Here is a 26,804-nt window from a genome sequence, read left to right on the forward strand (position 1 = left end):
GCGACTTCAACGCGCCGCAACGGTACAAATTCTGCTCCGCTGTACCCTTCGACCAATGTCACGGAATGGATCCCAGGGTCTCCTCGACGCCGCTTCGCGGCTGCTCCGCCCTGGGATGACGAAGTGGAGGGTTACGCGCTGCGCCGCTCAACCGGCAGCGCGTCCAGCAATGTCTGCAGCTTGGCGACCGAGTTCTGCTCGGCGAGCGGCGTGTAGACGATCAGCTTCATGTCCGAGCCGTCGCCGATCGACAGGCTCATATGCTCGAAGGTCATGGCGCCCGCGCTCGGGTGCCGGACATGCTTCACCCCCGACAACCGGTGCGCGACGTCGCGCTGCGGCCACCAAGCGCGAAATTCGGGGCTCGAACGCGTCATCAACTCGATCAGCCGCTCGAAATCCGGATCGCCGACATAACGCGCACTCGCGGCCCGGAAGGAGGCCAGCACGGTGCGCGCCAGTTGCTCCCAGTCGACCAGCAGGCGCCGGTGGTGCGGGCTCGTGAACACCATGTGGACGATGTTGCGGGCGTCCCCCTCCAGCAAGCCATAGTCGCCGAACACCGCGACGGCAGCCGGGTTCCAGGCCAGCACATCCCAGCGTCGCCCGACAACATAGGCCGGCTGCAGCACCAGGCTCTGCAGCATGTGCAGCAACGGGCCGTCGACTTTTTCCGGCGCCACGGCACGGCGCTCCGGCTGCTGGCGGTCGGCGAGGATGAACAGATGCTGTTTTTCGGCGGCGTCGAGGCGCAGTGCTTCGGCAAGTGCCGTCAGCACCTCGACCGAGGGCCTGACCTCCCGCCCCTGCTCCAGCCATGTGTACCAGGTGGTGCCGACACCGGCGATCATCGCCACCTCCTCGCGGCGCAAGCCCGGCGTACGCCGCCTGAGACCGGTGGCGATGCCGGTGGCCGAGGGCGTCAGCCTTTCGCGGCGCGAGCGCAGGAAGGCGCCGAGTTCGCGCCGGCGGCTGTCTTCAGCCGAATGTGTGGGGGCAGCGTGGGGTTGGGACTCCATGCGGGTATTATAGCAGTATTGATACCAGGATAAAGTTTGAACTGTTTGGCCCGCGCCAACTGTCCCATCTTCGGTTCAGAGCAACAGAACGGAGGCTCTGAACATGGAACTCAAAGACAAGACGATCCTCATCACCGGCTCTACCGATGGCGTCGGCCGGGTCGTCGCGCAACGGCTCGGCGCCGCGGGCGCCCGTGTGCTGGTGCATGGCCGCGATGCAACGCGCGGCAAGGCTGTTGTCACCGGGATCGAAGCCGCCGGCGGCAGGGCGGAGCTTCTGGTCGCCGACCTCTCGTCGCTGGCCGAAGTGCGCCGGCTTGCCGGAGCCGTGCGCGCCCGGACGGATCGGCTCGACATCCTCATCAACAATGCCGGAATCGGCACAGCGGGCCAAGGTGCCAAAAGGCAGGTCAGCGCCGACGGCTACGAACTGCGCTTCGCGGTCAACTACCTCGCGGGTTTCCTGCTGACATCGGAGCTTCTGCCGTTGCTGAAGGCGAGTGCGCCGGCCCGCATCGTCAATGTCGCCTCTGCGGGGCAGCAGGCGATCGATTTCAGCGATGTCATGCTGACCCGCTCCTATGACGGCGTGCGTGCCTATTGCCAGAGCAAGCTGGCGCAGATCCTGTTCACAGTCGACCTTGCGGAGCAGCTGAAAGGCACCGGAGTCACCGTCAACGCGTTGCATCCGGCGAGCTACATGAACACCACCATGGTCCGGCAGGCCGGGGTGACGCCGTGGAGTTCGGTCGAGACCGGCGCCGACGCCATCCTCAACCTCGCCGCCTTACCCGCGCTCGACGGGAAAAGCGGCCTCTATTTCGACGGCCTGCGGGAATCCCGCGCCGATACCCAGGCCTATGACGCCAAGGCAAGACAACGTCTGCGAGCCTTGAGCCTTGATCTCATCGGCACGGCCTCCCCCACATCAAAGGAAGACCATTCATGACCAAGACAATCGAACACACCGTCATCATCGGCGGCTCGTCCGGCATCGGCCTGGCGACGGCGCGAAAACTGCTTGGCCCGGGCATGAAGGTGACCATCACCGGGCGCAACGAGGACAAACTGAAGAGCGCTTGGACAAGCCTTGGCAGCGCTGCCGGGAAGGCTGCTTTCGACGCCGCGAAGCCGGATGAGGTCCGCCAGTTCTTCGAGAGCCTCGGTCCTTTCGACCATCTGGTGCTGGCGGCCAGCGGCGGCAAGGGCCTCGGCCCCTTCCCGACGCTTGACCTGAGCGACATCGGCAGCGGCGTCGAGGAAAAGGTCCGCCCGCAGCTGTCCTGCCTGCAGGCCGCCTTGCCGACACTCAACAAGGCCGGATCGGTCACCTTCATCTCGGCGGTGTCGGCGCAGCTCGCGACGCCCGGCGTCACCGGTATCGCCGCCATCAACGGCATGCTGTTGACTGTGGTGCCGATCCTGGCCCTGGAACTGAAGCCGCTGCGCGTCAATGTCGTGGCGCCGGGCGTCATCGACACGCCCTGGTGGGATTTTCTGGCCGAAGAGCAGAGGCAAACGATCTTTGCCGACTATGCCGGCAAGACCCCGGTCGGCCGCGTCGGTCGGGCCGAAGACGTGGCCGACGCAATCGCCTTCCTCGTCTCCAACGGCTTCATGACCGGCCAGGTGCTGACCTGCGACGGCGGGCTGAGATTTGCGGCATAGGAACAGCGACTATCGGACTCCGACGGGACCTTAATTGGCCTTCTTTGGAACGCGGTCGTTCTCGTCCGCGGGCCTGTCGCCTGCCGGTTTTGCCGAAACAGGCTTTTCCGGCACATGGGAATAGTCAGATGTATCCGCCCCATACATCTTGTTGTCGATCGCCTCTTGCCAGCTGTAGTCCGCGTCGGACGGTGAAACGTCGGCGATCTCATGGCGGGAGGAGCGAGCGTGAAGCCAGTTCGGGGTGATCTCTCGAACCAATTGTGCAAAGCGTCCCATCGAAACCGTTCCTTTCCTTGTCCTTTCCAGGAGGCGCGATCACGGTTGCGTCGGCTGCACCTAGAGTTGACCTCTCAGCCAGGCCAGCGTCTCGGCAACGCCGGCCAGCCCGTACTGCGCGGTGGTTTGCGCCGGTGGTTTGACCCGTATCGATATGCCGCCGGCATCATTGATCGTTTCGAAGCCGTTTTCGTCCGACGTGTCGTCGCCCAGGAAGACCGGGCGGCGACCTGCGAATGGCGCAATCTCCATGAAACGCCGGATCGCGGCACCCTTGGCCGCCTCCAGCGGCAGCAATTCCACGCCGGCGTTGCCGGCAACCACCCGGTAGCCCTTTGGCAGGCCGGCCAGCGCCTGCTCGACAAGCTGCGTCGCGCGCGGAAGCAGATGCGGGGCGGCGCGCGTGTGGATGGCCAGCACCCGTCCCTTGCGCTCGATATAGGCCCCACGACCGAGCTCGGCCTCGATCTCGTCGGCAAGGGCTGCGATATCCGCCGGCTCGTCCGCGATTTCGACGTCGTCGTCCGGCAGGAGCCGATGTTCCAGGCCATAGAGCCCGGCGGCGCGTAGTTTCAAAGGCTGAAACAGATGGTCGACGGCCGCAACGGACCGGCCCGTGATGAACGCCAACGCCCCGTTCAGCTTGCGGTCCAGGCCTTGCAGCAAGGAGCGAAGCTCGTCGCTGACCGAGACTGCGTCCGGGTGCTCGGCATGTTCCAGCAACGTGCCGTCGATGTCGAGGAACAATGCCCACTCGCCGGCCAGAACAGGCTGCGGTTTCTCCATGACGGCCTGCGGCTTTTGCAGGGTCTCGCCAATAATCTTCTGCAGCGTATCGCTCATGACATCGCCATCCGTCTGCGCTCAAAGATGGAGACGACATTGTCGACGCTGGGCGGCGGGTCGCCGGCGGCACCGGTTACCCGATCGAGGTCTCCGCGCTTGCGCAAACGCGCCGCATCCAGAAGCATGCTGCCGGCCCAGCGATAGACGTTGTTGTTGCGGATCGTCTCGCGCATGGGTCGCATGCGCTCGCGCTGTTCTTCGGGCGCCATGGTCAATGCCTGCAACAGCGCTCCGCTCATCATGGCGGCATCGTAAGGGTTGACGATCAGCGCCTCCAGCAATTCGCGCGAGGCGCCGGCGAATGTGCTCAGCATCAAAACACCCTGCTCGTCGTCGCGCGCGGCGACGAATTCCTTTGCGACGAGGTTCATGCCGTCATGCAGGCTGGTGACCATGCATATGTCGGCGGCCCGATAGATCTCGTACACCTGTTCCTGCGAATGATGTTCGGCCACCATGATCACCGGCCTGTAACCCTCGCTGCCATAACGCCGGTTAAGCTCTTCGGCATAACGGTGGCACTCGTCATGGAGCAGCTTGTAGGCTGGCAGCGTGCCGCGGCTGGGTGCCGCGACCTGCAGGAAGACAAGTTTTCCGATCCATTCAGGCTGTCGCTTGAACAATTCGTTCAAAGCGTGGAACCGATCAAGAATGCCCTTGGTGTAATCGAGGCGCTCGACCCCGACGGCCAGCTTCACATCCGCTTTAAGGCCGAACCTCTCGCGCATGCGAGCGCGGCAATCGTTGACATCAGGAAGTTTCGCCAGCAGGTCCGCCGGCCATTCTATCGAGATGGGATAGGCGTGCACCAATGTGGTTCGTCCGCCGTAGGAGATGGCCGCATCGGCCCGCTCGATGCGGCTTTCCAGGAAGCGATCTACGCTTTCGGTGAAATTGTTGGCGTGGAACTGGGTGTGGAAGCCGATGATCGAACTGCCGAGCAGCCCTTCGAGGATGCGTTCACGCCAGGGACAGATGCTGTACACTTCCGAATTCGGCCACGGGATGTGCCAGAAAGTGATGACGATCGCCTCCGGCAGGCGCTCGCGGATCATGCGCGGCAGCAGCGCAAAATGGTAGTCCTGGACCAGCACGATCGGCCGCTCGTTGCGGGCCTCGGCAACCACCGTATCGGCAAACTTCCGGTTGACGGCTTCATAGGCAGCCCAGTCGGAGGCGCGAAAAATCGGCCGGGTGAAGGCGATATGGCAAAGTGGCCAAAGGCCCTCATTGGCGAAACCGAGATAATAGCCCTGATGCTCTTCCTCCGTCAGCCAGACCCGGCGCAACGTGTAGGACGGGTTGCCAGGCGGCACCTGCACACGATCGTGGTCGTCGACGGTGAGGCGGTCCGCCGTTCCGCCGCCATAGGCGATCCAGGTGCCGGCACAGGCGCGGGTAATGGGCTCGAGCGCCGACACCAGTCCGCTGGCCGGGACGAGCAACTCGACGCCGTCGCCCTTCACATTGTGGATGTACGGTTCGCGATTGGACACAACGATGACCTGCGCATCGGGCAGATCGTCGGCCAGGATCTTGCGCAATGTTTCGGGCGACCAGGTCACCAGCGCGGCATCGGCCGATTGGCCATTCTTTTCGAACTCCCGTATCACCTTGCGCGCGGCTTCCGCGGCCACATCTTCGCCGGCCGTATGTGCGACCGCAGGTGGATGACGGCGACGGTGCCGCGATATGGAGAGGAAAACGGCAAAAGCGGAAAAACCGAGGCTCGCGAAGATCAGAACCCAGAGCAGGTCCGCACCGTAGTTTGTCATTGAATGTCAACTCACCCCGGCCGTCGGCGACCGTTTGTTCGTGTTCCCGTTTGAAATGGTCTGCCGACCACGTGGTCAGCGTTCGGACCTGTATTTTTGCAACGCACAAAGCTCGGATCGGTTCCGGCAATTTTGTTCGGATCATGTCCTTACGATGAGCGGCACCAGCCCTTCATGGCGGTCGGCAAGGAAAGCGACGACCCGGTCACCGACGCGCTGGAAGGTGAGATCGACTACCCGGTCGCCGACGCCCAGGTGCCGCAGTGTCAGCGTGTCGATGCCGATCGGCAGTCTCGGGCGGGTGACGCGGATTTCGCCATCCCAGCCGTCGATCTCCAGGCCAAGGCAGGCCTGCATCAGCATGAAGGCGGATCCCGCCGACCACGCTTGCGGCAGGCAAGCGACGGGATAGGCGATGGGTGCTTCGCCCGGCGCGCGTGTAAACCCGCAGAACAGTTCGGGCAGCCGCATGTTGAAATGGACCGCGGATTCGAATGTGCCGCTCATCAGGCGAACCACGCTTTCACGCTCGCCATAATGCGCCAGGCCGGCACCGCATATGGCGGTGTCGTGCGGCCAGATCGAGCCATTGTGGTACGACATCGGGTTAAAGAACACCGCATCGTCGGCAAGCGTCCTCAGCCCCCAGCCGGAATGGAAGGAGGCGGAAAGCAGCTGGTCGGCGACCATCTGTGCCCGCGCCGGCTCAGGCAATCCGACAAAGAGCAGATGCCCGGCATTCGAGGTCCGCACCTTGCAGGGCTCGCCGGCACCGTCGATCGCGAGGGCATAGAAGCCGAGATCGTCAAGCCAGAAATCGCGTTCCACCGCCACCCGCATCGCCTCGGCGCGGTCCTCCCAGTGATCGGCTTTGTCGTCCTCGCCACGGCGGCGGGCAAGCTTGGCCAGCCCGCGGAAGGCGGCAAAGACATAGCCCTGCACTTCGACCAGGGCTATCGGGCCCTTGGGAATGCGGCCATCGGCATGGAAGACCGAATCGAAACTGTCCTTCCATCCCTGGTTTGCGAGGCCGGACTCGGCCGCTCGCTGGTAAGTCACGAATCCGGTCTCCTGGCCCGCCTCCTCCGTCCATTCGGCCGCCGCGCACAGCGAAGGCCACAGGCCGTCGATGAACGCCATGTCACCGGTACGATCGGCGTAGGCGCAAGCAAGATAGATGTAGAGCGGTGTCGTATCGACGCCACCGTAGTAGCGGCCGAAGGGAAGCTCCCGCAGCGCCACCATTTCGCCTTTGCGGGTTTCGTGCATGATCTTGCCCGGCTGCGAATCGCTGAACGGCGAGGTCTCGGTCGCCTGATGCTGGGCCAGAAAGGCCAACACGCCCCGCGCCAGGCCGGGATTGAGCCACAGCATCTGCAGCGCCGAGATGACGCCGTCACGACCGAACGCCGTCGAGAACCAGGGGATGCCGGCATAGGGATAGGGGCCGGTCGCCAGTTCGGTGGTCAGCAGCGCGACATCGGCGCGGGCGCGCTCGACCCAGTCGTTGAAGACGCGGCCGGAGCTGCGCACCGTCGCGCCATGGCGACGTTTGGCCCGCATGCCAAAGCGGGCGCGGGCGGCAGCGGCGCGGAACCGGTCGCGGTCGGGCTTGTCGGCCACCTCGGGACCGACCTCGACATAGAGCACCTTCCTGCTGCGCTTGGTCACGGCGATCAGGAAATCGGCACGGTTGGCTGTCAGTTGGTCCGGCGCCTGCGAGAACGATATCGCAGAGAGGCGGGCCAGGCCGTCGAGCCCGTCATAGCGCAGCAGGACCGACGTCGCGTCTGTTTCGGCGGCATGGGCCAGCCCACGCTTCAGCCGTGTCGACCCCCGCACTTCGAACATGTCGCGGAAATCGGCGGAATAGTGCAGGGAGACGCTGATCGTGGAGTGTTCCCGGCTGTAATTGGAAAGCGTGATGCGTTCGAACAGCCTGTCCTGCCAGAGCAGTCTGACGCGTTCGATGTGGATGGCTCCCTGCGGGATGTCGCGTCCGCCGGCGCTCTGTATCGGCAGATTGGTCAAATTGGTGGTGAACAGCACATTGTCCTGGCTGAGCGAGGCGCCGAGCAGCGATGTCTGCCTGCCGCCGACGGTCAGCCGGAACTCGGAAAGAACCCGTGTGTCGTCGCGAAAGAAACCGTCGCCGGCTCCACGTATGTCGCCATAGGCGTCGGCAACCGCGAAGCAATCGCCCTGCTTGAGCGCAAACAGCCGATGCGGCTCGCGAGGGGCGGTGGCGTCGAGCGATGCAAGCGCAACCGCGGGATCGAGCTGGCGCTCATCGAGTTGGGCCATTCGTCAAAGATCCCTGTTGTTTCGTTGTCGTGGCTCGAGCACGTCGTTGCTCAAGACGCCTTCGCCTCGGTCGGCACGCCGATCAGGCGTGCATAGGCGGCCAGATAGTCGCCGGCCATTCTTCGAGCGGAAAAACGCTTTTCAAAAACGGCCCTCACCTTGCGCCTGTCGAGTTGCAGCAAATCAGGCACCGCGGCGACCGCGCCATCCATCGTGTCAGCGATGAAACCGGTGACGCCTTGATCGATGATCTCGGACAGCGCACCGCAATTCCAGGCGATCACCGGCGTACCGCAGGCCATGGCCTCGATGGCGGCGAGCCCGAACGGCTCCGGCCAGTCGATCGGGAATAGCAGGCCGGCCGCCTTGCCGAGAAATTCCGCCTTCTGGTCCTCCTCGATCTCGCCGACATAGACGATGCGATCGCCGTCGATCAACGGTTCGACCACCTCGTGGAAATAGGCGCGGTCGTCGTCGCCGATCTTTGCCGCAAGCTTCAGCTTGAGCCCCGACCGCAAGGCGATCTCGATGGCGCGGTCCGGGCGCTTGTCGCGTGAGAACCGGCCGAGGAAGGCAAGGTAGGGTTCTTCCGCCGTCGTCTCGAAAGTCGGTTCGTAGAGAGTGGTCGGCAGCCCGTGATGGATCGTCGCCAGCCAATTGGCCTTGGCAAGGCCCGCCTTCTGGCTGTGCGAAATGGAAATCAGGGGAAAACGCGGAAACCGTTCATAGGCCGGCGCCAGGTCCACATAATCCAGCCTGCCATGCGGCGTCGTCACCGTGCGGTCGGCGAGATCCTCGAAGAAGGAAAAGTGCAGGAAATGGCTGAGGTGGAAGTGGATGACGTCGAACTCCGACGCCCGTTCCCTCACCTGCGCAAGCATCGAAAGATGCGCCGCGATCTCGGATTTGAGCGGACGCGGATCGAGGCGCAGCGCGCGTTCCCGGCTGGGTACCAGCGTCGCGGAAGTCTGGCTGTCGCCACTGGCGAACAGCGTCACCTCATGGCCCAGATCGACCAGCGCTTCGGTCAGATACGAGACGATGCGCTCGGTGCCGCCATAGAGCCTTGGCGGCACCGATTCATAAAGCGGCGCGACATGGGCGATTTTCATATTCCATCCTGGATGCTGGGCATGCAGGTGTGAATGCGTCAACGGCTCGATTGGTTCCGATTTTATGATCGAGCCGTGGGCACCAGAGGCCGCAGTCGGCATGGAACTGTGCGTCAAACAGATTGCGCGATCAGGGTCAGAAAGCCACCGCTCAGCGCGACATTGCCGACGAAGCCGTTGATGCGGGACGCACGGTCCTGGCCCTGATGGTCCCAGAAATTGTGAAACATCGGCGTGGCGACGATGAGGAACAGCAGCAGCACCGCGGCCGCGAGTGCCGTCCACAATCCTGCGATGACCAGCACGCCGGCGGCGATCTGAAGCACGATGCCGAGCCACAGCGCCAATCTTGCCTGCGGCACACCGCGCGCGGCCATCAGCTGGGTCAGGAAGGCCGCGTTCTGGATGTTGCGCAGGCCGGCGAAGACGAAGGCGCCGCCGAGCAACAGGCGAGCGAGAAACAACAAGGTCGAAGGCAAATCGGCAGGCATCAAACGCTCCCTTTGAAAGTGGAGCGCCGCCTTTCGACGGCGCTCCCAACATAACCGGACAATCAGGCGGCCTTCGCCGCCGGCACCGGGTGAATGGCCTGGAACGGGATGCACAGCCGGTTCCAGGTGTTGATCATGCCGAGCGCAACGGAAAGCTTGACCAGTTCCTCTTCCGAGAAATGCTCGAGCGTCTTTGCATAGAGTTCGTCCGGCACGCCATTGCTGGCGATCAAGGTGACGGCTTCGGTCCAGGCCAGGGCAGCGCGTTCGCGCAGGGAAAACAGCGGCGATTCCTTCCAGGCTGAAACCAGATAGAGCCGCTGCTCGGTCTCGCCGTCGCGCCTCGCCTCGCGGCTGTGCATCTCGACGCAGAACGAGCAGCCATTGATCTGCGATGCCCTGAGCTTGATCAGGTGCAGCAGGCTCACCTCGAGCCCGCATTCGTCCACCGCCTTGTTGAGCGCCGACACAGCCTTCATGATCTCCGGCGCCTTGGCGAAAAATTGCAGCCTCTGTTTCATCTTCCTGTCCTTTCAAATCTGCTTTGGGTTTGGGTCTACGGGGTTAACTGGATTTCTGCGGCCGCTGGTGGCGCTCGACGAAGGCGCAGCTCGCAGCAAGCGACCTGGGATCGCCTTCTGCCGCATAGGTGGCCACGATATCGGACAGCTTGGTCTCGGCGAGCGCGGCGCGATAGGCACGCTCGGCCTTCAGCATCGCGGCGTTGATGCCGCAGGGTTTGACATAGGCCGAAGCATTGAGCTTCACCGGACCGCGCTGGCGGATCTCGCCGCAACGGAAAGCCGGCTCGCGGCCCTCGATGGCCAGCACGATGTCGAGCAGCGTGATGCGCTCGGCCGGCCGCGCCAGCCGATAGCCACCGGCAGGCCCGGGCACCGATTCCAGGATGCGCGCCGCGCTCAGCATGTTGAGATGCTTCAGCAGATAGCTAGGCGACAGGCCAAAGGACTCGGCCAGAGCGGCGCCAGGCATGGTGCTGTTCCCCTCCACACTGGCCAGCGTGGCAGCGCAATGGATAGCTGCCTCAACGCCCTCGCCCAGCTTCATTGGATCGGCTCCTTTATCATGGATATATACTATCGTGGATAATTATTATCTGCAATAGGAAAATTAAGAACGGCGCTCGAAAGCGCCGCTCTTTTGTTGGGGTAAGTCCCTATTCCGCAGCCACCTTGGCCATCGGATTGTTCGGGTGCGTCGTCCAGTTGGCATAGACCGGCGATACCGGCCTGCCGGTGCGCTGGTCCATCACGCCTGCCGCCAGCGGTTCCATGGTGATGCAGTTCTCGACCGGGCAGACATTAACGCACAGATTGCAGCCGACGCATTCGGCCTCGATCACCTCGAAGTGCCTGACGCCGTCGACCATGCTGGTGATCGCCTGGTGCGAAGTGTCCTCGCAGGCGAGGTGGCAGCGGCCGCATTTGATGCAGGCATCCTGGTCGATACGCGCCTTGGCGACGTAGTTCAGGTTGAGATACTGCCAATCGGTGACATTGGGCGTGGCGCGGCCGACGATGTCGTTGAGCGAGGCGTGCCCCTTCTCGTCCATCCAGTTTTCGAGGCCCGCGATCATTTCCTGCACGATCTTGAAGCCATAGGTCATTGCCGCCGTGCAGACCTGCACATTGCCGGCGCCGAGCGCCATGAATTCGGCAGCATCGCGCCAGGTGGTGATGCCGCCGATGCCGGAGATCGGCAGGCCGCGGGTTTCGGGATCGCGCGCGATCTCGGCCACCATGTTCATGGCGATCGGCTTCACCGCCGGGCCGCAATAGCCGCCATGCGAGCCCTTGCCGTCGATTGTCGGCTGCGGCGCGAAGCTGTCGAGGTCGACACCGGTGATCGAGTTGATGGTGTTGATCAGCGACACCGCGTCGGTGCCGCCGGCATGTGCCGCCCGTGCGGGCTTGCGCACATCGGTGATGTTGGGCGTCAGCTTGGTGATGACGGGCATGCGGGTGTTCTGCTTGCACCAGCGCACCACCATTTCGATATATTCCGGCACCTGGCCGACGGCGGCACCCATGCCGCGTTCCGACATGCCGTGCGGGCAGCCGAAATTGAGCTCGATGCCGTCGGCCTCCGTCTCCTCGACCACCGGCAGGATCGCCTTCCAGGCCTCCTCGACGCATGGCACCATCAGCGAGACGACGATGGCGCGGTCGGGCCAGTCCTTCTTGACCTGCTTGATCTCGCGCAAATTGACCTGCAGGTCGCGGTCGGTGATCAGCTCGATGTTGTTGAGGCCGAGCAGGCGGCGGTCGGCGCCCCAGATCGCGCCGTAGCGCGGGCCGTTGACGTTGACCACCGGTGGGCCTTCCTCGCCCAGCGTCTTCCACACCACGCCGCCCCAGCCGGCCTTGAAGGCGCGGATGACGTTGTAGGCCTTGTCGGTCGGCGGCGCCGAGGCCAGCCAGAACGGATTTGGCGATTTGATGCCGACGAAATTGTTTCTGATATCTGCCATGCTCATGCCCTCCCGTTCGAGGTCAGTGCCCGATTGATGCTCTCCGCAGCGTCGCGGCCTTGCGCGACCGCCGAGACGGTCAGGTCGTCGCCACCGAAGATGCAGTCGCCACCGGCCCAGACCCTGTCGAGCGACGTGCGCCCTTCCGCATCGACCTTGATGCGGCCGGCTTCAAGATCGATCGACGCACCGCTGCCATTAAGGGCGACCGGCACAAAACTCTGTCCAATCGCCTTGAACACCTGGTCGGCAACGAGCGTCAGTGTCTCGCCGGTGCCGGCAAGCCTGTCGCCGTTCAGCGCCGTGTATTCGAGTTCGACGGCGGTGACCTTGCCGCCTTCGGCGATCATCCGCTTCGGCTGCAGCCAGTGGCGGATGCTGACGCCGTTGGCTGCCGCCAGATCCTGTTCGAATTCGGAAGCGTTCATGTGCTCCTGGCCGCGCCGGTAGCAGATCGTCACCTCCTCGGCGCCGAGCAGCTTCGACTGTACCGCGGCGTCGATGGCCGTCATGCCTCCACCGATGACGACGACACGGCGGCCAACCGGCAGGCCGGAAAGGTCGCTGGCCTGGCGCAGCTCGGCAATGAACTCGACCGCGTTGATGACGCCGTCGGCCTCCTCGCCTTCGGCACGCAGCGCGTTGACGCCGCCAAGCCCCATGCCGAGAAACACCGCATCGTAATTGCGGATCAGATCCGACAGCTGATAGTCGCGGCCGAGCGCCTTGCCGTTCTGGATGTCGATGCCGCCGATCGCGGTCACGTAATCGACCTCGGCCTGGGCGAAATCGTCGACACTCTTGTAGGCGGCGATGCCGTATTCGTTGAGGCCGCCGGCCTTCGCGCGCGCCTCCAGGATGGTCACGTCATGGCCGTGGCGGGCGAGCCGGTGCGCGGCGGCAAGGCCGGCCGGCCCGGCGCCGACCACGGCGACCGTCTTGCCGGTCGGCTCGGCGCGCGGATAAAACTGCTTGTTCTCGCCCATGGCGACATCGGTGGCGTAGCGCTGCAGGCGGCCGATCTGCACCGGCTTGCCTTCCGCCACTTCGCGCACGCAGACTTCTTCGCACAGCGTTTCGGTCGGGCAGACGCGGGCGCACATGCCGCCCAATATGTTCTGGTCGAAGATGGTCTTGGCCGAACCGATCGGATTGCCGGTCGAGATCTGGCGGATGAACAGTGGAATATCGATCGAGGTCGGGCACGCATTCATGCACGGCGCGTCGTAGCAGAAATAGCAGCGATCGGATTCGACCAGCGCCTCGTGGTGATCGAGCGGCGGATGCAGGTCGGAAAAATTGTCCGCATACTGGTCGGCCGAGAGCCTGCCGCCCGCAATGCCTTCCCTGAATTGGCCTTCTGGCATCGTCAGTTCCCCATGTTTTCTTTTGAGGAAGGCTAGCACGTTTTATTTTTTTATCAATTGGTCAATTTTCGGCGCAAGCCCCTGAAAAGGCTCGACAATAACATGATTTTTTTAGTCATGTTATTGGAGGCGAGGGCCACTTTTACAGTGCGCGCGAATGGCCGGGTTCAAGCTTACAGCCATGAATGGTCTTGACCTCGTCGGCTACCAGTTGCTGCAGCCGCCACAGATTGCGGTCATGGATGCCGAATTCCTCGAGATGGCTGACCGTGTTGTAGAGATATTCGGCGCCGGATCCAATATGCCCGCAGGCTCTGGCCAGCACGCTCGCCACTCTGTCCAGCGGCTGGTTCAGCGACGTTCCCCTGCCCTTCACGCCGACCCAGAAGCCAAGCGCGCGCAGCGTACCTTGCGGCGTATGCACCGGCAGCCACCGGACCGTCTCGATGCTTTCGTGGTCGCTGATCTCGCGTCGCAGCAGCCTTTCGATCTGCGCCGGCTTTTCGCCCTCCGGCAAGCGGTAGATCACGCCGTTGCAGCGTCCGCCCCGTTCGAGCGCCATCATCAACCCCGGCTGCTCGGCGCTGCCGCGCCACCGCACCATGTCGAGGCAGAAGGACCGGTGCCAGCCAAAAGCCGTGGCGAGCTGTAGCTCCACCGACTCGAATTCCGGCTTCCAGATCAGCGACCCATAGGCGAACACCCATAGCGGTCCCTCATCGGCTTCATTGGACAGCCGCAAGGCAAGGTCTCGAAAGTCCTCGTCGTTCATGTCTGTCCAGCTCGGGTCCGGGCCGGGATCGGCCTCTTCCCGATGGCACAGTGCGACAAGCTCGGGCGTGAGCGACATCAAGCGCATGGACGACAACCCCTCATGACCGCAGAGAAATCGAAAACCAGCGCGCGTGCAACCAGGGAACGCTTGGCACGCATGCCCATTGTTGTCCGGGCGATGTCGGATTTCCGTCGTGAGGATCGTCCTATGATGGACGACGATCGATGCATGAAAGGTGAGGAGACCGAAAATGCCAAAAACCCCGATGCCCTTCTTCTGGTACGAACTGATGACATCAGATCTCGACGCCGCCGAGGCGTTCTACACCCAAGTGGTCGGCTGGACGGCGCAGCCCTTCGATAAGGCACCCGGCATGCCGCGCTACATCGTGATGAATGTCGGCGAACGTGGCGTCGGCGGGCTGATGACCTTGCCCGAGGATGCCGCCAAGATGGGCATGCCGCCGGCCTGGCTTGGCTATATCCACACCAGGGATGTCGACGTCGCCACGGCATCGCTGGAGACAGCCGGCGGCACCGTTCACCGGCGGCCCGACGACATTCCGGGCGTCGGCCGCTTTGCCGTCGTCGCCGATCCGCAAGGCGCGACCTTCATGTTCCTGCAGCCGAACGGCCCGGACCAGCCTGTCGTGCCGGCCAGCACGCCGGGCCACATCGGCTGGCACGAGCTTTATACGAGCCACTGGAAAGCCGCGTTCGATTTCTATTCCGAGCAGTTCGGCTGGGTCGACGCCGGCGATTTCGACATGGGTCCGATAGGCACTTACCAGACTTTTACGGCTGGCCCCGAATCCGGCGGCGGCATCATGAACAAGCCGGAGCAGATCCCGGTGCCGGTCTGGCAATTCTACTTCAACGTTGCGGCCATCGACGCGGCCGCAAAACGGGTCACCGACAATGGCGGCAAGATCCTGATGGGCCCGATGGAGGTCCCCGGCGGCAGTTGGATCGTCCAATGCCAGGACCCGCAAGACGCGCACTTCGCCTTGATGGCGCCAGTCCGCTGACCGCGATCGAAAACCGCTGACACAAAGCGCGGGTTTTCATCAGACCACCGATGAAGGCCTCTACCCCTGCCTGGCGCCGTCTCATTCCGGCGCCAGCACCGCAACCTTCAACTCAGCTTTTTTCGCGCCGCTGAACTGGACGGTGGCCGGGCCGGGCGCAAGCTTGAAGCGCACGCTCTTGCGGATGCCAGGGCATGTTTTCACGCCACTATAGCCCGCCGACTTGATGGCCTGGCCATCCTGGATGACATCGATCCAGGCCTCCCCCGAGAGACTTATCTGAATGGCTCCCTCGGACGGCACTTCCACGCTGGCGACGGCTCCAAACGTGTCTGATGCCGGCGCACGTTCGGGCGCCACCGCAAAACCGGCTTTCTCTACCGGCACCAGCGCCAGGTCCGCAGCCGCACCAACCGCCAGCGCCGCTCCGGGCGGCGTTGCCGGTGCCGCGGCAAACAGGGTCTGCTCCCGCGTCACCGGCCATTTGAAGGCCTCACAGCCGGCGTCCTCGGCCATGGCGAAGCTGGTGCCTGCGACGATCGCGAACAGGCTGATGACGACTTTTTTCATGGCAAGACCCCCTCACATTCAGATTGTTGTACACGCATTGATACAACCATAGAGGTATTAATGCAACCCTGGCGAGAAACATTTGAAGGGAATTGGGAACATTCACCAATCACTGATTGTTGATGGCAAACCAGGGGAAATGAATGGTCCAATGCCGGGCGATAAACTATGGCCGATCCCGGAAGCTAAAGGAGTTTTAGATGAAGCCTTTCGACGGCCTTGCCAGATATCAGCCGCAGGCACTCGGCATTCTGCGCATTGTGACCGCGCTGCAGTTCATCGAACACGGCACCCAGAAGCTGTTCAATTTCCCGATCAGCGACCACGCCGGTGCTTTGAGCGGGCTGTCACTCACCGCCGGCATCCTCGAATTCGCCGGCGGCATCCTGCTGGCGCTGGGCCTGTTCACCCGGCCGGTCGCGTTCCTTCTGGCCGGCGAAATGGCGATCGCCTATTTCATGGCGCACATGCCGCGCGACTTCTTCCCCGTCAACAATGGCGGCGATTCAGCGATCTCGTTCTGCTTCATCTTCCTATATCTGGTGTTTGCCGGCGCCGGCGCCTTCGCGCTGGACAACCGCCGCAGCGCCTGACGCCCAGAAGAAGGGGCATGCCTAGTGCATGTCGCCCAAAAGTGCCCAGCGGTTTTGGGACAACGACATGCACAAAACAGGAATCTGAAGCGCATCGGCGAAGCCGAAGCGCTTCAGGCACGCATCCGTTCGAAATTGGCGTCGAAAAGCGGCACCGCCTGAATGCGCGCCGCATGGCGCTTGCCCAGCAGCTCGATTTCGAAGCCGTCGCTCTCATCGGCGATCTCCTTCGGCACATAGCCGATGGCGACGGATTTCTTCGAATGATGCGCATAGCCGCCCGACGTCACCCAGCCGCGCACCGCACCATCGAACCAGATCGGCTCGTCGCCAATGACATCGGCATCGTCGGCATCGACGATAAAGGCGCGCAGGCGCAATTTGCCGCCCAGCTTGCGCTCGGCCAGCGCCGCGGCCTTGCCGATGAAATCGGCGTCCTTGCCGTAAGCAACGAAGCGGTCGAGCCCCGCTTCCAGCGGTCCGTAGATCGGCCGGTACTCGCGCCCCCATGAGCCGTAATTCTTGTCCAGCCGCAGCGCATTGAGGGCGCGCGAGCCGAACAGGCCGATGCCGAATTCCTCGCCCGCCGCCATCAGCGCTTGATAGGCGGCGCGCTGGTATTCCGGCGCCACCCAGATTTCGTAGCCGAGGTCGCCGGTATAGCTCACACGGCCGACCAGGCACGGCGCCATGCCGATATCCATCCGGCCAATGGCCATGAAGGAAAATGCCGCATTGGAGACATCCGAACGCGTGGCCTTTGCCAGCACATCCCGCGCCTTCGGGCCGGCGATCGACAGGCCGGTGAGCTTCGCGCCCAGCGCCTCGATGCGGACCGAGCCATCGTCTGGCAGGTGCTGCTCGAACCAGCGCATGTGGTATTGCTCGGCGATGCCGGAGCCGGCGAGGAACCAGCCGTCCTCCCCCAGATTGGCCAGCGTGAAGTCGCCGATCAGCCTGCCGTCCTGCTTCAGCATCGGCGCCAGCGTCATGCGGCCGGGTTTCGGCAGTTTGCAGGCAAGCATCCGGTCGAGCCAGGCGGCCGCCCCCTCACCCGTCACCTTGTATTTGGCGAAGCTCGAAATCTCGGACAGGCCGACACCGTCACGAACCGTCGCGACCTCCTTGGCGACCTGCGTGAAGTCGCTCGAGCGGCGCCACGAGAATTCGTCCTTGACGCCTTCCGGCGCGTACCACAGCGGCACTTCCAGCCCATAGGCAACGCCCCATTGCGCACCCGCAGCAGACAGCAGATCATAGATCGGCGTCGTCTTCAGCGGCCGCCCGGCGGGCAGCTCCTCATTGGGGAAGCGGATCGAAAAGCGCCTGGAATAATTCTCGCGCACCTTGGCGTTGGTGTAGGCCATCGTCGCCCAGTCGCCGTAGCGCGCGACATCCATCGCCCAGATATCGGCGCCGGGATCGCCCTCGATCATCCAGTTCGACAAAGCAAGGCCGACGCCGCCGCCTTGCGAAAAACCGGCCATGACGCCGCAGGCGACCCAGAAGCCCGGCAGCCCGCGCACCGGCCCGACCAGCGGGTTGCCGTCCGGCGCGAAGGTGAAGGGGCCGTTGATGATCTGCTTGATGCCGGTGTTCTGGAAGGCCGGGAAATGGCGGAAGCCGACCTCCAGCGACGGCGCGATGCGGTCGATGTCCGGCGCCAGCAGTTCATGGCCGAAATTCCATGGCGTCTGGTATTCGGACCACGGCTTGTTGGCCTTCTCATAGGTGCCCATCAGCATGCCGCCGCGCTCCTGGCGCAGGTAAAGCTCGCCATCGAAGTCGACCGCGTGGATGATCTCGGTGCCGGTCTTGGCGTTCCAGGCGGCGACCTCCGGCATATCCTCGGTGATCAGGTACATGTGCTCCATGGCCAGCACCGGCAGTTCGAGACCAACCATGCGGCCGACCTCGCGCGCCCACAGGCCGCCGGCATTGACGACATGCTCGGCCACCACCTCGCCCTTGTTGGTGATGACCCGCCACAGCCCGTCGGGACGCCGCACGATGTCCTCGACCTTGGTGAAACGCTCCACTTCCGCCCCAAGTTTCCGCGCGGCCTTGGCATAGGCATGGGTGACGCCCGAGGGGTCGAGATGGCCGTCCTCCTTGTTCCTGACGGCGCCGACGAACTGCCTGGGGTCGAGAAGCGGCATCAGTTCGGCCGCCTCGTTGGGCGAGATCTCCTCCAGCTCGATGCCGAGATAGCGGCCCTTGGCGACGACGCCGCGCAGCCAGTCCAGCCGCGCCTCGGTTGCCGCCAGAAGCACGCCACCGGTCAGATGCACGCCGGTCGCCTGCCCGGAAAGCTCCTCGATCTCCTTGTAGAGGTTGATGGTGTATTTCTGCAGCTTGGCGACGTTAGGGTCGCCATTAATGGTGTGCATGCCGCCGGCCGCGTGCCAGGTCGAGCCGGACGTCAATTCGTCGCGCTCCAGCAGGACAACATCGGTCCAGCCGTGGCGGGCGAGATGGAACAGCACGGAGCACCCGACGACGCCACCGCCAATGACCACGACCTTTGCATGCGATTTCATGAGTTTTGCTCTGTTATCAGTGAGTTGGATGGGTGAGTGGATTCAAGCTGGGAACGATCACGGCTCGCCCTGCCCGATCGCTTCCTTGCGCCTGGCCATGTAAGCCTCCAGCGCCTCGCGCACGGCGATATCCATCACCGGCTCGACATAGTCTTCCAGCGCCTTCTTCCACAGCCGCGTCGCGCGCGCCGTCGCGTCGAGCCCGCCAGCCTCCTGCCACGCCTCGTAATTCTGCCAGTTGGACAGCATCGGCTGGTAGAAGGCGGTGGCGTAGCGCTCCAGCGTGTGCGGTTCGCCGAAGAAATGGCCGCCGGTCGGCACCGCGCCCAACGCCTCGACGGCGAGCTCGGCCTCATTGACCTCGATCGGGCGCAAGAACTCCATCATGTGCTGGATCATCTCGACATCGATGATGAATTTTTCGAACGACGCCGTCAGCCCGCCCTCCTGCCAGCCGGCGGCGTGGTAGACGAGGTTGCCGTGGCCGAGCACCGCGCCCCACAGCGCCATCAGCGTCTCATAGGCGCCCTGCGCATCGGCAGCGTTGGAAGCCGAGCCCGGCGTCGTGCGGTACGGAAGCCCGTAGCGCCGCGCCAGTTGCCCCGACGCAATGTTGGCCTTGGTGTTCTCAGGCGTGCCGAAGGCCGGCGCGCCGGACTTCATGTCGACATTGGAGGTGAAGGCGCCATACATGACCGGCGCGCATGGACGGACAAGCTGCGTCAGCACGACGCCGAACAGCGCCTCGGCGTTCTGCTGCGCCAGCGCGCCGGCCAGCGTCACCGGGCTCATCGCCCCCATCAGCGTGAACGGCGTCACCGCCACCGACTGGCCGAACTCGGCCATGGTCATCAGTCCTTCGGCCATCATCTCGTCGAAGCGGCGCGGCGAGTTGACCGAGATGATGGTGGTGATGCCGGGGTCGTCGCGCATCTGATCGAGCGTCAGCCCGCGCGAAACCGCCATCATCTCGATGCCGTCAAGCGCCCTGCCCCTCCCGATCGCCGAGACATGGAAACTCTTGTCGGTCAGCGTCAGATTGGTGAAATAGGTGTCGAGATGGCGGGAATTGGCCGGCAGTTCGACCGGTGCGCAGACCTGGTTGCCCAGCATGTGGATGCAGTTGAAATGCTGCGCCAACCGGGTCAGATCCGAATAGTCGCGCAAATTTCCGGCGCGGCGGCCGCGCTCCATATCGTGCACATTGGGCGGTCCGGCAACCAGCGTGAAATTGATGGTGTTGCCGCCGAGATGAACCGCGTTGGCCGGGTTGCGCGGCGTCAACACATAGCTGGACTGCGTGGTCTTCAGCACGTCTTCGACCAGGCCGCGATCGATGCGGACATTCGCCGAGGCATGATCGACTTTGGCGCCGGCCTTCTCGAACAGCGACAGCGCCCGCGGGCTCATCACCTCGATGCCGAAATTCTCCAATATGTGCATCGACGCCTGATGGATCTGCTCGATCTGGTCGGGCGACAGCATCGCCATTGGCGGATAGGGATTTGTCACCCGCCTGAGCGACAGTTGCGGGATGGCCGATGGCCCTCTGTTGCTGGTGCGCTCGGCGCCGCGTTTGCGTCTTGGTTCGTTCATGCCGGTATCAAAGCCCCGGCAAACCGGGCAAGCTGTCAGAAATACGTCGTCTGCGGGCGCGATTTTAGCCACGGCGGCATTTCTGCAATGTCTGTTTAGAAAAAGCGACGAAGTGCGTCGGATTATCGATACTGGATTTCCTTGAGAGACTGCGCCGGCGAAGCGTTAACGGACGCCGCAAGATTCCCTTTATGATTTCGGCCTATTGCTCTGCCCATGCGTAGTTCGAGTTTTAGTAAAATTGGTGCGGTTTGCGTGCTGCTGGCGCTTTCGGCCTGCGCCACGCCGCCCAGCCACATCAACAATGTCTGTGCCGTCTTCGACCAGAATGACGGCTGGTTCGACAACTGGCAGTCGGCCGCCGAGCGCGCCCAGCAGAAATACGGCATCCCCGTTCCCGTGCTGATGGCGACGGTGCGCAAGGAATCCGGTTTCAAGAGCAATGCACGGCCGCCGCGCACCAAGCTGCTCGGCTTCATTCCGTGGAAGCATGTCTCGTCGGCCACCGGCTTCTCGCAGGCGCTGGACGGCACCTGGTCGCAATATCAGCGCGAGACCGGCAACTGGGCGGCACGGCGGACGAAATTCGCCGACGCCGTCGACTTTGTCGGCTGGTACCATTCCAAGACATCCGACACGTACGGCGTCGCCCGCAACGATACCTACAATCTCTACCTGGCCTACTATCTCGGCTGGACCGCCTATGGCCGCGGCAACCGGGGCGATGCCGGCGTCCAGGGCTATGCCCGGGCCACCGACAAGATGGCGCGGGACTATGCGCAGCAACTGAGTGAGTGCGGCAACTGACTTTGCCGGAGCATTACGCAGCCAAGTGAAATCACTTGGCGCTGCGGAAAAGTGATGTCGCCCCTCGAGCAGAAAAGATCTCAGCGATTCATTTGCTTGGGATCAGATGAAGGATTGCCTTCCCTGATTTTACCGCCGTCGTCGATAGCTTTCGGTCGAACGTCGCCAACTCGCCGTCATGCGACTTGGCCAGCGCCAGCAGATAACTGTCGGTTACTTGCGTCGAAGTCAGGATCTTGCCCGCGTCGATCTCTCTGGAACTGACAAGGCTAATGTCATCGGGCCAGAACTGGTGTCCGGCAAGTGCGTGCAATTTGCCGACGATCGGCGCGACGACGGCAGGGGAGCCAGGAGAGTTGGGGTATTTGGGGTTGCCCACGATCCTGATAACGCCATTCTCGGTGATGGGGCATGTGGCCCATGAGTGATGCCCGGTGGATTCGAACCACCGATGGGCATCGTCATGCGCGACATGAGCCGGATCGATCAGCGCAATCAACACATTGACGTCGAGCAGGAAGGTCACGGCAGCTCGTCGCGAAGCGCATTGACCGTTTCGAGATCGACCATCGGCCCGCCGGGCCGCGACGAAAGCAAGGGAATGCCGTTGCGCTCACCGCCCGCCTGCGGCCGACGCAGCGAACGGCGAACCAGATCGGAAATGACTTCTCCCACGCTGCGATCCTGCTGCCGCGCCATAGCCTTGGCGGCAAGAAGGACATCATCATCGATTGCAAGTGTCGTTCTCACAATTCGTCCTCCTTTCCAAGCATCAAACATCACGCATCACATAGAGCAACAGACTGAGATTCTCAAGGGACGCATGTTTTGCGCAGCATATGAAATTGATGGCATTGCCTGATGCCGGTCAGTTCGGTTTCCTAGAAACGCCCGGCTTTGGGGTATCGCCGGTTTCCGAAACCTCGTCGCGGACCTCGTGACGGCGGGCTTTCGAAACGGCTTCCGTCTCCTCGCCGGCCTGCCTCGCTGCATCGGCTTCCGCGCTGCCCGTCTTGCCGCGCGGACGCTTCGGTGGCGTGCCGGCAAAACCGGGGCCATCGCCATGCGGCGCGTCATCCGGCACGCCTTCGTGCGCGGCGTGCTCCTTATCGAACTTGATCACCGGCTCCATCGTTGCCAGCACGTCGTCGGAGAGCCAGCACAGGCTCATATGGCCGCCGCCGAGATGCTTGACCGGTGGCACCTTGGTCTCGCACAGATTGTCAGGCACCAGCTTCTTGTAGCCGCAGCGGGTCTGGAACGGGCAGCCGGACGGTGGGTTCATCGCCGAGGGAATGTCGCCCTCCAGCACGATGTGCCGCTTGACCACGCTGGTGTCAGCGATCGGGATCGCCGACAGCAGCGCCTCGGTATAAGGATGGTAGGGCGGCGCGAAGATCTGGTCGGTCGTGCCTTGCTCGACAATATAGCCGAGATACATGACCACGACGCGGTCGGCGATGTAGCGCACGACCGACAGATCATGGCTGATGAACAGCATTGTCGTCTTGTTCTTGCGCTGGATGTCCATCAGCAGTTCGGTCACCGCCGCCTGCACCGACACGTCGAGTGCCGAGACCGGCTCGTCGGCCACCACCACCTTGGCGTCGCCGGCAAAGGCCCGCGCCACGCCGATGCGCTGCTTCTGGCCGCCGGATAGCTGGCGCGGCTTGCGGGTCTCGAACGCCCTGGGCAGCTTCACCAGGTCGAGCAGCTCCAGCATGCGCTTGCGGCGGTCGGCGACCGTCTTGCCGACATTGAACTTCTCCAGCGTGCGGATGATCTGCGAACCGACCGAATGGCTGGGATTGAGCGTGTCGAACGGGTTCTGGAACACCATCTGGATCGACGACACCGTGTCGACACTCCGCTTCTCGATGCCCGTCGACTGGATTTCCTTGTTGCCCAGCGTCACCGTGCCGGCACTTGCCGTCTCCAGCCCGAGCAGCACCTTGGCCAGCGTCGACTTTCCGCAGCCGGATTCGCCGACGATGGCAACCGTCTCGGATTCGCGCGCCATGAACGAGATCGTCTCATTGGCCTTGACGACGCGGCCCTCGCTCGAGCCGAACACCTCGCTGCCGCCCACCCTGTAGTATTTTCTGAGATCCTCGATCTTGAGCACCGGAGCGCCGGGCACGACGCGCTCATTGACCTTTTTGGCGCCGGGCGGCAGCGCCTCCCAGTCGATCTCGTTGAAGCGCACGCAGCGCGAGAAATGGCCTTCGTGACCCGCGACCTCGATCATCGGGATTTCGGCGGCGTTGCAGACGCCCTCGACGAAATGGTGGCAGCGAGGGCCGAAATTGCAGCCCTTGGGCCGCTCGTGCGGCAGCGGCAGCTGGCCGGGGATCGAAATTAGCGGCCGCGAGTTCTTGTCGGCGCCGGGCAGCGGGATCGAGCGGAACAGCCCTTGCGTGTAAGGGTGGCGCATCCGGTCGAACACGTCCTTGATCTTGCCCGTTTCGACCGCTTCGCCCGAATACATAACCGTGATGCGGTCGCAGGTTTCCAGGATCAGGCCGAGATTGTGCGACACGAAAATCATCGACGTGCCGAACTTCTCGCCGAGCCCCTTGACCAGGTCGACAATGCCGGCCTCCACCGTCACGTCGAGCGCCGTCGTCGGTTCGTCGAGCAAAAGCAGCGCCGGCTTCGACAGCAGCGCCATGGCAATGACGATGCGTTGCTGCTGGCCGCCCGAGAGCTGGTGCGGATAGGAGCGCATCATGCGCTCGGGATCAGGCAGCTTGACCGCGCGCACCATGTCAAGCGCGCGTTTATGGGCCTCTTCCTTCGACACCTTGTCGTGGATCAGCGGCACTTCCATCAATTGCTGGCCGACCTTCATCGCCGGGTTCAGGCTCGCCATCGGCTCCTGGTAGATCATCGCGATCTTGTTGCCGCGAATGGAGCGCAACTCCTCGTCGGAGAGCTCGCCCATGTCCTTGCCCTGGAACTTGATCTTGCCGCCGACGATCTTCCCGATGTTGGAGAGGTCGCGCATGATGCCGAGCGACACGGTCGACTTGCCGCAGCCGGATTCGCCGACGATGCCCATCGCCTCGCCGGGCATGACGGTGCAGGAAAAATCCATGACCGCCGGGATCTCGCCCTTGCGGGTGAAGAAGGAGATCGACAGGTTCTCGATCTCGATGATCGGCGCGTTGGCCGGCCCATTGGTTGGCGTGGCGGGATTTCGAACTGCCTCGTTCATGGGTCGCTCCAATCCTGGTTCTTCTAGGCCTGTTTCTATCAGGCGCATCGGGTCGAAACCCGCGAGATCAGTCTTTCATCGATTGTTCGCGCAGCGAGTCGGCGAGCAGGTTCAAGCCCAGCACGAACGACATCAGTGCGATCGTCGGCGGCAACGCCGGGTGGATGAAGGAGCGCAGCAGGCGGCTGGCGTCCTTGATCGCGGTGCCCCAGTCCGGACTTTCTGGCGCCAGGCCAAGGCCGAAATAACCGAGCGTGCCGAGCAGGATCGTGGTGTAGCCGATGCGCAGGCAGGCGTCGACGATCAGTGGCCCGCGCGCATTGGGCAGGATCTCCCACAACATGATGTACCAGGGTGATTCACCGCGCGTCTGCGCGGCCGCCACATAGTCACGCGTCTTGATGTCCATCACCAGGCCACGCACGATGCGGAACACGCCGGGGCTGGAGGCGAACACCACGGCCACGAAGATGTTGAGCTGGTTGGGATCGATATGCACGATCTTCAGCGGATCGGCGTCGAAGACCAGGCCGGCATAGATCCAGCCGCCGAGGATCAGGGTGATGCCGAGCAGGATGTAGAGCCGGTCGGGCCGGTTCTTGTAGCGGGTCCAGAACAGCACGCTGAAAAAGATGATCGGGAACAGGAAGAAGACGCCGGCCATGCCATAGGGGATCGGCGTGTCCATGATGCCCGGCGTCACCAAAAGGTAGAACAGCAGGATGACCGGGAAGGCGAGCACGAGGTTGGCCAGGAACGACAGTACGGTGTCGATCTTGCCGCCATAATAGCCGGCCGGCAGGCCGAGCGTGATGCCGACCATCAGCGCGAACCCGGTTGCCGCAGGCGCGATGATCAACACGATCTGGCTGCCATAGACCATGCGCGAAAACACGTCGCGCGCCAGCTTGTCGCCGCCGAACAGATAGGTCAGCCCCGATTTCGGTTCGACGGCGCCCGGCAGCACATCCTTCATGATGGGAATCTGGGCCAGCGGGTCGAAGGGAGAAATGGTCGCGGCGAAGATCGCCGTGAACAGCCAGAACAGGCAGATGCCGACGCCGACGATGCCGACGCCGCTGTCGAACAGCTGGCCGTAGAGCGCCAGCTTCTTCTTGTAGGCGAAGCTCGCACCCATGACGATGACGAGCGCGATCCAGACCGGCCAGAAGCGCGACAGCACTTCGAGAACGATGGTGAAGCCACTGATGTATTGAACCGGCATCCGCTTCGCCCCCTACTGAACTCTGATACGCGGATTGAGAAACGCGTAGCCGACATCGGAAATGAGCTGCGTGATCAGGACGATGAACACCGAGACCAGCGAGCAGCCGAGCAAAAGGTCGATGTCGTTGTTGCCGGCCGCCTCGACCAGCGTGTAGCCGAAGCCCTGGTAACGGAACATCACCTCGACGATCACGACGCCGGTGAGCAGCCACGGGAATTGCAGCATGATGACGGTGAACGGTGCGATCAGCGCGTTGCGCAAGGCATGTTTGACCACGACGCTGCCGAAGGAAAGACCCTTCAACCTGGCAGTGCGGATATATTGCTGCGTCATCACTTCGACCATCGAAGCACGCGTCATGCGGGCGATGTAGCCGATGCCGTAGATCGCCAGCGTCATCACCGGCAAAGTGAAATTGTAGAAGGTGATGCCCTGGCTGGCCGAAGCCGCCGAGCCGTTCAGCCAGCCGAGCCATGAGGCGAAGATGACAGTGAAGATGACGCCCGACACATATTCAGGCGTCGCCGTCGAGGCGATCGACGCCACGGACAGCACCCGGTCGGTTCGCGACCCCTCGCGCATGCCGGCCAGAATGCCGATCAGCAGCGAGATCGGCACCATCACCACCAGCACCCAGAACATCAGGATGCCCGTAGCGCCGAGTGCCGGAAACAGCTTTGAGGCGACGGTCGCCTTGAACTTGGTCGAGCAGCCGAAATCGCCCTGGAAAACGCCGGCGAAGGTCGGCACGAGCGGATCGTTGCAGAAGGAGAACCGCTGCGCCGGCTTGCCGGTCGCCGGGTCTGTAACAGGTTGCTTGGGCACCACGCCCAGCCACTGCCCATAGCGGACGAAGAAGTTCTGCCGGTAGCCATGGTTGACCAGCCAGCTCTCGAGCTGCTCGGCCGACGTATGCATTTCGGTCTGGCTGATCGCCAGCTTCTTCAGATTGGGTTCGAGGTTGATCAGGAAGAAGACGACCATGGTCAGGCACAGCATCGTCAATGCCATGGTGCCAAGACGCCTGATAACGAAGGAAAGCATGGCGGCCCCCTGCCGATGGGTTGGGGTTTGAGCCGGCTATGAAAGCCAACCCTGC

At 63.1% G+C, this 26,804-nt stretch carries 25 protein-coding genes; 5 read left to right on the plus strand and 20 right to left on the minus strand.

From position 1 onward, the window contains the following. Positions 1–131 precede the first annotated feature (131 nt). On the minus strand, positions 132–1,019 hold the full coding sequence (locus tag NKJ67_RS22060) for a helix-turn-helix transcriptional regulator (protein WP_127382854.1): 888 nt from the start codon (positions 1,017–1,019) through the stop codon (positions 132–134). Between the two features lie 103 nt (positions 1,020–1,122). Between NKJ67_RS22060 and NKJ67_RS22065 the strand changes: the two genes are divergently transcribed. Beyond that, entirely contained in the window at positions 1,123–1,968 is an 846-nt protein-coding gene (locus NKJ67_RS22065; protein WP_352583066.1) for an SDR family NAD(P)-dependent oxidoreductase, read from the plus strand. Further along, positions 1,965–2,687 carry an SDR family oxidoreductase gene (locus tag NKJ67_RS22070; protein WP_352583068.1) on the plus strand — a complete coding sequence of 241 codons (723 nt, stop codon included), beginning with the start codon at positions 1,965–1,967 and terminating at the stop codon, positions 2,685–2,687. Before NKJ67_RS22065 ends, NKJ67_RS22070 begins: the two co-directional genes overlap by 4 nt. Positions 2,688–2,717: 30 nt before the next feature. On the opposite strand, the gene NKJ67_RS22075 is transcribed toward NKJ67_RS22070, so the two are convergent. The 11 genes from NKJ67_RS22075 to NKJ67_RS22125 form a co-directional block, all read right to left on the minus strand. After that, positions 2,718–2,966 carry a hypothetical protein gene (locus tag NKJ67_RS22075; RefSeq protein WP_127269146.1) on the minus strand — a complete coding sequence of 83 codons (249 nt, stop codon included), beginning with the start codon at positions 2,964–2,966 and terminating at the stop codon, positions 2,718–2,720. Between the two features lie 60 nt (positions 2,967–3,026). Further along, on the minus strand, positions 3,027–3,752 hold the full coding sequence (gene otsB / locus NKJ67_RS22080) for a trehalose-phosphatase (RefSeq protein ID WP_164749458.1): 726 nt from the start codon (positions 3,750–3,752) through the stop codon (positions 3,027–3,029). A gap of 53 nt (positions 3,753–3,805) precedes the next feature. Beyond that, positions 3,806–5,587 (minus strand): alpha,alpha-trehalose-phosphate synthase (UDP-forming), encoded by a 1,782-nt coding sequence (locus NKJ67_RS22085; RefSeq protein ID WP_352583070.1) that lies wholly within the window; start codon positions 5,585–5,587, stop codon positions 3,806–3,808. Between the two features lie 141 nt (positions 5,588–5,728). Further along, positions 5,729–7,891: an amylo-alpha-1,6-glucosidase gene (locus NKJ67_RS22090; RefSeq protein ID WP_128364229.1), complete on the minus strand. Its 2,163-nt coding sequence runs from the start codon at positions 7,889–7,891 to the stop codon at positions 5,729–5,731. 50 nt (positions 7,892–7,941) lie between these two features. Further along, the gene (locus NKJ67_RS22095) at positions 7,942–9,003 is read right to left on the minus strand and encodes a glycosyltransferase family 4 protein (protein ID WP_352583072.1); all 1,062 of its coding nucleotides are present in this window, start codon (positions 9,001–9,003) and stop codon (positions 7,942–7,944) included. A 113-nt stretch (positions 9,004–9,116) separates the two neighbouring features. Beyond that, a complete protein-coding gene (locus tag NKJ67_RS22100; RefSeq protein WP_023813201.1) occupies positions 9,117–9,494 on the minus strand; it encodes a DoxX family protein in 378 nt (125 codons plus the stop codon). 62 nt (positions 9,495–9,556) lie between these two features. Then, positions 9,557–10,015, minus strand: coding sequence for a carboxymuconolactone decarboxylase family protein (locus NKJ67_RS22105; protein ID WP_023813202.1), 459 nt, complete (start codon positions 10,013–10,015; stop codon positions 9,557–9,559). Positions 10,016–10,058: 43 nt separating this feature from the next. Continuing rightward, positions 10,059–10,562, minus strand: coding sequence for an RrF2 family transcriptional regulator (locus tag NKJ67_RS22110; protein WP_352583074.1), 504 nt, complete (start codon positions 10,560–10,562; stop codon positions 10,059–10,061). Between the two features lie 109 nt (positions 10,563–10,671). Then, positions 10,672–11,985, minus strand: coding sequence for an NAD-dependent dihydropyrimidine dehydrogenase subunit PreA (gene preA / locus NKJ67_RS22115; RefSeq protein ID WP_352583076.1), 1,314 nt, complete (start codon positions 11,983–11,985; stop codon positions 10,672–10,674). A gap of 2 nt (positions 11,986–11,987) precedes the next feature. After that, a complete protein-coding gene (locus tag NKJ67_RS22120; protein WP_352583078.1) occupies positions 11,988–13,352 on the minus strand; it encodes an NAD(P)-dependent oxidoreductase in 1,365 nt (454 codons plus the stop codon). A gap of 142 nt (positions 13,353–13,494) precedes the next feature. Next, the gene (locus NKJ67_RS22125) at positions 13,495–14,211 is read right to left on the minus strand and encodes a gamma-glutamylcyclotransferase (RefSeq protein ID WP_352583080.1); all 717 of its coding nucleotides are present in this window, start codon (positions 14,209–14,211) and stop codon (positions 13,495–13,497) included. A gap of 166 nt (positions 14,212–14,377) precedes the next feature. On the opposite strand from NKJ67_RS22125, the gene NKJ67_RS22130 reads away from it, so the two are divergent. Beyond that, positions 14,378–15,154: a VOC family protein gene (locus NKJ67_RS22130; RefSeq protein ID WP_352583082.1), complete on the plus strand. Its 777-nt coding sequence runs from the start codon at positions 14,378–14,380 to the stop codon at positions 15,152–15,154. A gap of 81 nt (positions 15,155–15,235) precedes the next feature. Here NKJ67_RS22130 and NKJ67_RS22135 read toward each other — a convergent pair whose 3' ends face one another. Next, the gene (locus NKJ67_RS22135; protein WP_023813207.1) at positions 15,236–15,724 is read right to left on the minus strand and encodes a hypothetical protein; all 489 of its coding nucleotides are present in this window, start codon (positions 15,722–15,724) and stop codon (positions 15,236–15,238) included. Between the two features lie 200 nt (positions 15,725–15,924). Between NKJ67_RS22135 and NKJ67_RS22140 the strand changes: the two genes are divergently transcribed. Beyond that, positions 15,925–16,317 carry a DoxX family protein gene (locus NKJ67_RS22140; RefSeq protein WP_352583084.1) on the plus strand — a complete coding sequence of 131 codons (393 nt, stop codon included), beginning with the start codon at positions 15,925–15,927 and terminating at the stop codon, positions 16,315–16,317. A gap of 113 nt (positions 16,318–16,430) precedes the next feature. Here the strand turns inward: NKJ67_RS22140 and NKJ67_RS22145 are convergent, their stop codons facing one another. Together NKJ67_RS22145 and NKJ67_RS22150 are read right to left on the minus strand one after the other, a co-directional pair. Further along, the gene (locus NKJ67_RS22145; RefSeq protein WP_352551713.1) at positions 16,431–18,857 is read right to left on the minus strand and encodes a GcvT family protein; all 2,427 of its coding nucleotides are present in this window, start codon (positions 18,855–18,857) and stop codon (positions 16,431–16,433) included. 57 nt (positions 18,858–18,914) lie between these two features. After that, positions 18,915–20,453 carry a trimethylamine methyltransferase family protein gene (locus NKJ67_RS22150; protein ID WP_352583086.1) on the minus strand — a complete coding sequence of 513 codons (1,539 nt, stop codon included), beginning with the start codon at positions 20,451–20,453 and terminating at the stop codon, positions 18,915–18,917. A 216-nt stretch (positions 20,454–20,669) separates the two neighbouring features. On the opposite strand from NKJ67_RS22150, the gene NKJ67_RS22155 reads away from it, so the two are divergent. After that, the gene (locus NKJ67_RS22155) at positions 20,670–21,260 is read left to right on the plus strand and encodes a transglycosylase SLT domain-containing protein (protein WP_352551710.1); all 591 of its coding nucleotides are present in this window, start codon (positions 20,670–20,672) and stop codon (positions 21,258–21,260) included. Between the two features lie 88 nt (positions 21,261–21,348). Here the strand turns inward: NKJ67_RS22155 and NKJ67_RS22160 are convergent, their stop codons facing one another. The 5 genes from NKJ67_RS22160 to NKJ67_RS22180 all read right to left on the minus strand — a co-directional run bounded on the left by NKJ67_RS22160 (position 21,349) and on the right by NKJ67_RS22180 (position 26,749). Next, the gene (locus NKJ67_RS22160) at positions 21,349–21,786 is read right to left on the minus strand and encodes a TA system VapC family ribonuclease toxin (protein ID WP_023813212.1); all 438 of its coding nucleotides are present in this window, start codon (positions 21,784–21,786) and stop codon (positions 21,349–21,351) included. After that, positions 21,783–22,010: a ribbon-helix-helix domain-containing protein gene (locus tag NKJ67_RS22165; protein ID WP_023813213.1), complete on the minus strand. Its 228-nt coding sequence runs from the start codon at positions 22,008–22,010 to the stop codon at positions 21,783–21,785. Before NKJ67_RS22165 ends, NKJ67_RS22160 begins: the two co-directional genes overlap by 4 nt. A gap of 118 nt (positions 22,011–22,128) precedes the next feature. Further along, entirely contained in the window at positions 22,129–24,477 is a 2,349-nt protein-coding gene (locus tag NKJ67_RS22170; protein ID WP_128303439.1) for a dipeptide ABC transporter ATP-binding protein, read from the minus strand. Between the two features lie 67 nt (positions 24,478–24,544). Next, entirely contained in the window at positions 24,545–25,702 is a 1,158-nt protein-coding gene (locus NKJ67_RS22175; RefSeq protein WP_027035013.1) for an ABC transporter permease, read from the minus strand. Between the two features lie 12 nt (positions 25,703–25,714). Beyond that, entirely contained in the window at positions 25,715–26,749 is a 1,035-nt protein-coding gene (locus NKJ67_RS22180; protein ID WP_027035014.1) for an ABC transporter permease, read from the minus strand. Positions 26,750–26,804 lie beyond the last annotated feature (55 nt).

Source organism: Mesorhizobium sp. M0088 (assembly GCF_040322895.1).
In the GTDB taxonomy this organism is placed as follows: domain Bacteria; phylum Pseudomonadota; class Alphaproteobacteria; order Rhizobiales; family Rhizobiaceae; genus Mesorhizobium.

Excerpts from the sequence above, each read along its gene's own strand:
- NKJ67_RS22090 (WP_128364229.1), bottom strand. The coding sequence starts at position 7,891 with ATGGCCCAACTCGATGAGCGCCAGCTCGATCCCGCGGTTGCGCTTGCA.
- NKJ67_RS22175 (WP_027035013.1), bottom strand. The coding sequence starts at position 25,702 with ATGCCGGTTCAATACATCAGTGGCTTCACCATCGTTCTCGAAGTGCTG.
- otsB (WP_164749458.1), bottom strand. The coding sequence starts at position 3,752 with ATGGAGAAACCGCAGCCTGTTCTGGCCGGCGAGTGGGCATTGTTCCTC.
- NKJ67_RS22155 (WP_352551710.1), top strand. The coding sequence starts at position 20,670 with ATGCGTAGTTCGAGTTTTAGTAAAATTGGTGCGGTTTGCGTGCTGCTG.
- NKJ67_RS22140 (WP_352583084.1), top strand. The coding sequence starts at position 15,925 with ATGAAGCCTTTCGACGGCCTTGCCAGATATCAGCCGCAGGCACTCGGC.
- NKJ67_RS22120 (WP_352583078.1), bottom strand. The coding sequence starts at position 13,352 with ATGCCAGAAGGCCAATTCAGGGAAGGCATTGCGGGCGGCAGGCTCTCG.
- NKJ67_RS22130 (WP_352583082.1), top strand. The coding sequence starts at position 14,378 with ATGCCAAAAACCCCGATGCCCTTCTTCTGGTACGAACTGATGACATCA.
- NKJ67_RS22070 (WP_352583068.1), top strand. The coding sequence starts at position 1,965 with ATGACCAAGACAATCGAACACACCGTCATCATCGGCGGCTCGTCCGGC.
- NKJ67_RS22105 (WP_023813202.1), bottom strand. The coding sequence starts at position 10,015 with ATGAAACAGAGGCTGCAATTTTTCGCCAAGGCGCCGGAGATCATGAAG.
- NKJ67_RS22100 (WP_023813201.1), bottom strand. The coding sequence starts at position 9,494 with ATGCCTGCCGATTTGCCTTCGACCTTGTTGTTTCTCGCTCGCCTGTTG.
- NKJ67_RS22135 (WP_023813207.1), bottom strand. The coding sequence starts at position 15,724 with ATGAAAAAAGTCGTCATCAGCCTGTTCGCGATCGTCGCAGGCACCAGC.
- NKJ67_RS22085 (WP_352583070.1), bottom strand. The coding sequence starts at position 5,587 with ATGACAAACTACGGTGCGGACCTGCTCTGGGTTCTGATCTTCGCGAGC.
- NKJ67_RS22095 (WP_352583072.1), bottom strand. The coding sequence starts at position 9,003 with ATGAAAATCGCCCATGTCGCGCCGCTTTATGAATCGGTGCCGCCAAGG.
- NKJ67_RS22145 (WP_352551713.1), bottom strand. The coding sequence starts at position 18,857 with ATGAAATCGCATGCAAAGGTCGTGGTCATTGGCGGTGGCGTCGTCGGG.
- NKJ67_RS22125 (WP_352583080.1), bottom strand. The coding sequence starts at position 14,211 with ATGCGCTTGATGTCGCTCACGCCCGAGCTTGTCGCACTGTGCCATCGG.
- NKJ67_RS22180 (WP_027035014.1), bottom strand. The coding sequence starts at position 26,749 with ATGCTTTCCTTCGTTATCAGGCGTCTTGGCACCATGGCATTGACGATG.
- NKJ67_RS22170 (WP_128303439.1), bottom strand. The coding sequence starts at position 24,477 with ATGAACGAGGCAGTTCGAAATCCCGCCACGCCAACCAATGGGCCGGCC.
- preA (WP_352583076.1), bottom strand. The coding sequence starts at position 11,985 with ATGGCAGATATCAGAAACAATTTCGTCGGCATCAAATCGCCAAATCCG.
- NKJ67_RS22110 (WP_352583074.1), bottom strand. The coding sequence starts at position 10,562 with ATGAAGCTGGGCGAGGGCGTTGAGGCAGCTATCCATTGCGCTGCCACG.
- NKJ67_RS22060 (WP_127382854.1), bottom strand. The coding sequence starts at position 1,019 with ATGGAGTCCCAACCCCACGCTGCCCCCACACATTCGGCTGAAGACAGC.
- NKJ67_RS22065 (WP_352583066.1), top strand. The coding sequence starts at position 1,123 with ATGGAACTCAAAGACAAGACGATCCTCATCACCGGCTCTACCGATGGC.
- NKJ67_RS22075 (WP_127269146.1), bottom strand. The coding sequence starts at position 2,966 with ATGGGACGCTTTGCACAATTGGTTCGAGAGATCACCCCGAACTGGCTT.
- NKJ67_RS22150 (WP_352583086.1), bottom strand. The coding sequence starts at position 20,453 with ATGAACGAACCAAGACGCAAACGCGGCGCCGAGCGCACCAGCAACAGA.